Raw genomic sequence first — 3,180 nt, 5'->3', positions numbered from 1 at the left:
AAGTTAATTTTTCTAAAGCGTTACAAGCTTCATCCAATTTAACAGCTGTTTTATGTAAGTCTACAATGTGAATACCATTTTTCTCCATAAAAATGTATGGAGCCATATTTGGATTCCACTTTCTAGTCATGTGACCGAAGTGTACACCAGCCTCTAGAAGGTCTTTTACATTTGCTTTTGCCATGTTTTTTGTTTTTGTTAGTTTACTTTCCGTCTTTTAAACAATCAACAACTTCTTTAGATGGGAGAAGCGTTTGGATGCTAAACGTAACGGGCAATTGGCGTTTTGCTTTTTGCTTGTGGCAATTGGCTTTTCGCCGAGATTAAGTTTAAATAAAAATTAATACATTTCTGTAGCAAATAACCATAAGCCATTCGCCAACAGCAAATCTTAACGTTTTGAGAATTGGAATCTCTTTCTTGCTTTTTTCTGACCTGGCTTCTTTCTTTCCACCATTCTTGCGTCTCTTGTAAGTAAACCAGCAGGCTTCAATGCTAATCTGAACTCAGCGTTGATCTCGCATAAAGCTCTTGAAATACCTAATCTGATAGCTTCTGCCTGACCTGTATTTCCACCACCGAATACGTTTACGGTAACGTCATACTGACCAACAGTTTCAGAAAGGATAAATGGTTGGTTTAATTTGTAAACCATTACATCTGTAGAGAAGTATTCTTTAGCATCTTTACCGTTTACTGTAATGTTACCAGTTCCTGGCTTTACATAAACTCTTGCTACAGAAGTTTTTCTTCTTCCGATTTTGTGAACTGTAGACATATTAATTATTTAAATTCGTTAACATTAATTGTTTTAGGCTGTTGAGCTTCATGTTTGTGCTCAGTTCCTTCATATAAGTAAAGATTCTTAAGGATCGCAGCTCCAAGTCTGTTTTTAGGCAACATCCCTTTTACTGATTTTTCCAATACTTTTAAAGAATCTTTCTTTTGAAGTTCAGCCGCAGTCATAGACTTCTGTCCACCAGGGTAACCTGTATGCCAGATATAAGTCTTGTCGTTCCACTTGTTTCCTGAAAGAGTTACTTTCCCAGCGTTCAAAACGATTACGTTATCACCACAATCTACGTGAGGTGTGTAGTTCGTTTTGTGCTTACCTCTCAAAATCTTTGCAACCGTAGAAGCTAGTCTTCCCAACGGTTGTCCTTCAGCGTCTACCACAACCCATTCTTTATTAGCAGTAGCTTTGTTCGCTGAAACAGTTTTGTAACTTAATGTATTCACACGTTTTAGTTAAAGATTAAACATAATTTTCCCCTAAAAGGGTGTGCAAAGGTACAAATTATTTTTAGAATGCAAAAACATATTTTATTTTAATACGCTGATTATCTGTTCAACGCTAACAGAATGATAAAGTTAACAGCTGTAAATTGACTCTTTCGCTGAAAAACAAAGAATTAATAAATAACATGATAAATTCAGCAATAACCCTAAATTTCAAATTTATTTAAAGATAAATATTAATTAAATTTAATATTTTCCTCAAAAACATATCGATTTGATTATTTAATTTCTTTAAATAATTATATTTGCTGAAATCCATAATTATATCATGAGCCACGGAAAAATTAGAGAAGACAAAACGTGTCTTAACTGCGGACACCATGTTGAAGAAAGATTCTGCCCTCATTGCGGACAGGAAAACACGGAACCCAAACAACCGTTCCATTATCTTTTCACTCATTTCATTGAGGATTTCACCCATTATGACGGGCAGTTCTGGAAAACCATAAAATATTTACTCACGCGTCCCGGGAGATTAACAAAAGAATATCTTGCAGGAAAGCGACAACTGTATGTGGCTCCCGTAAAACTGTATATCTTCATCAGTTTCATTACTTTTTTCCTTCCTACTCTATTTTCTGGTTCAGAAGAAGAACTTTCAGAACAGGACAAAAAGGAACAGATTTTAAAAGAAAAAGAACAGGACGATAAGATTACAAACTTTACGGACAGTCTGAAATATTCAATCCAAAAAAATCAACTGAAAGAAGAGAAACCTTTTGAACAAAATAAAGATATAAAAATCACTCAAATCAATGGAAACAGCATTGAAACAGATGCATTAGGAATGACAGAAGACGGCAAAATGAGCATTTTGGGAGCGACTACGATGAATCAGTATGACTCTCTAAGCATCATAAATCAGGATAAAAAGCCTGTATATGCATTTATGAAACCTTTTGCGAAAAAAATCTTTTATTTTCAGGAACGGGGATTAAAGAAAGATGAGATTTTCGACAAATTCAAGGAAACCATGGTACATACACTTCCAAAAGCATTATTTGTCTATCTTCCTATTTTCGCCTTTTTTCTTTGGGTGTTTCACAATAAAAAGAAATGGTGGTATTTTGATCATGGTATTTTTACACTTCATTATTTTTCCTTTTTATTATTGGGCATCCTGATTATGATATTCATTTCACATCTCGCATCATTTCTGCCGGATAATAATTTCTTCAGTATTCTTGGATTTTTATTTTATTCAGCAGCAATTATCTATATGCTGGTGTATTTCTTTGCAGCGCATCACAGAGTTTATGAAAATGCCCGAAGCATAAGTGTTGTAAAAGGAATACTTTTATTTATTGTAAATTTATTCGGGCTTTTCTGTATGTTCCTTATATTGATGTATGTAAGTTTTATAACAATGCATTAATCGCGCAGTGTTTTGCTGGCTCTGAAACTTGCAATTAAATAATACGCTACAAAAACCGTTGAAAATTTCAGGACGGAAGGAATAGCCAGTTCCAGATTAAAAATTAAAGCGCCCACAAGAACCAAGATTCCCATGGCAACAAAAGACAATCCTAATTTTTGAGGCAGAGTAAAATCCGGGGTATCTAAATAATAAGCAATTCCCCATGCGAAGCCAAAAGCAAAAGCATAATAAATATCGAGTCCGATATTTTCTGAACTGTAAAAGAAATAATTGATTAAAAAACTCAGAACAGTTCCGAGTGCGAAATACAGCAATGCCTTTTTCATACCTTATTTAATATGATGCAAAATTATAGAAATTAATGATATCATTCTGTGAAAGATTTTCTGAGAAATCAGCGGCGTAACTTCTAAGCAGTTATCATTTCTAACAAATGTTAGTTTAAATGAAGTTCAAATAATTAATCAAATCAAATTAACTTAATAATTTACAATACATTAACA

Annotated in this window: 5 protein-coding genes; 1 reads left to right on the top strand and 4 read right to left on the bottom strand. The window is 33.7% G+C overall.

The annotated features are described in order from the left end of the window. The 3 genes from WFK35_RS21735 to rplM form a co-directional block, all read right to left on the bottom strand. On the bottom strand, positions 1–184 hold a 184-nt coding region (locus tag WFK35_RS21735), incomplete at its 3' end, for a 30S ribosomal protein S2 (protein WP_336734644.1). 207 nt (positions 185–391) lie between these two features. Beyond that, positions 392–778: a 30S ribosomal protein S9 gene (rpsI, locus tag WFK35_RS21730; protein ID WP_072883409.1), complete on the bottom strand. Its 387-nt coding sequence runs from the start codon at positions 776–778 to the stop codon at positions 392–394. 5 nt (positions 779–783) lie between these two features. Further along, complete coding sequence (gene rplM, locus WFK35_RS21725) at positions 784–1,239, bottom strand: 50S ribosomal protein L13 (RefSeq protein WP_027381190.1); 456 nt, start codon at positions 1,237–1,239, stop codon at positions 784–786. A 328-nt stretch (positions 1,240–1,567) separates the two neighbouring features. Here rplM and WFK35_RS21720 point away from each other — a divergent pair, with 328 nt between their 5' ends. After that, complete coding sequence (locus tag WFK35_RS21720; protein ID WP_336734642.1) at positions 1,568–2,674, top strand: DUF3667 domain-containing protein; 1,107 nt, start codon at positions 1,568–1,570, stop codon at positions 2,672–2,674. On the opposite strand, the gene WFK35_RS21715 is transcribed toward WFK35_RS21720, so the two are convergent. Next, positions 2,671–3,003 carry a hypothetical protein gene (locus tag WFK35_RS21715; protein ID WP_336734641.1) on the bottom strand — a complete coding sequence of 111 codons (333 nt, stop codon included), beginning with the start codon at positions 3,001–3,003 and terminating at the stop codon, positions 2,671–2,673. The genes WFK35_RS21720 and WFK35_RS21715 overlap by 4 nt on opposite strands. Between the last annotated feature and the right edge of the window lie 177 nt (positions 3,004–3,180).

Origin of the sequence: Chryseobacterium sp. VD8 (assembly GCF_037149975.1) — a bacterium.
Lineage (GTDB): Bacteria > Bacteroidota > Bacteroidia > Flavobacteriales > Weeksellaceae > Chryseobacterium > Chryseobacterium indicum.
Note: the sequence above shows the minus strand (reverse complement) of the source record. Positions and strands in the feature narration are given on the sequence as shown.

Bases quoted from the DNA above. Each gene is read 5' to 3' on its own strand.
- rpsI (WP_072883409.1), bottom strand. From the start codon at position 778: ATGTCTACAGTTCACAAAATCGGAAGAAGAAAAACTTCTGTAGCAAGA.
- WFK35_RS21720 (WP_336734642.1), top strand. From the start codon at position 1,568: ATGAGCCACGGAAAAATTAGAGAAGACAAAACGTGTCTTAACTGCGGA.
- WFK35_RS21715 (WP_336734641.1), bottom strand. From the start codon at position 3,003: ATGAAAAAGGCATTGCTGTATTTCGCACTCGGAACTGTTCTGAGTTTT.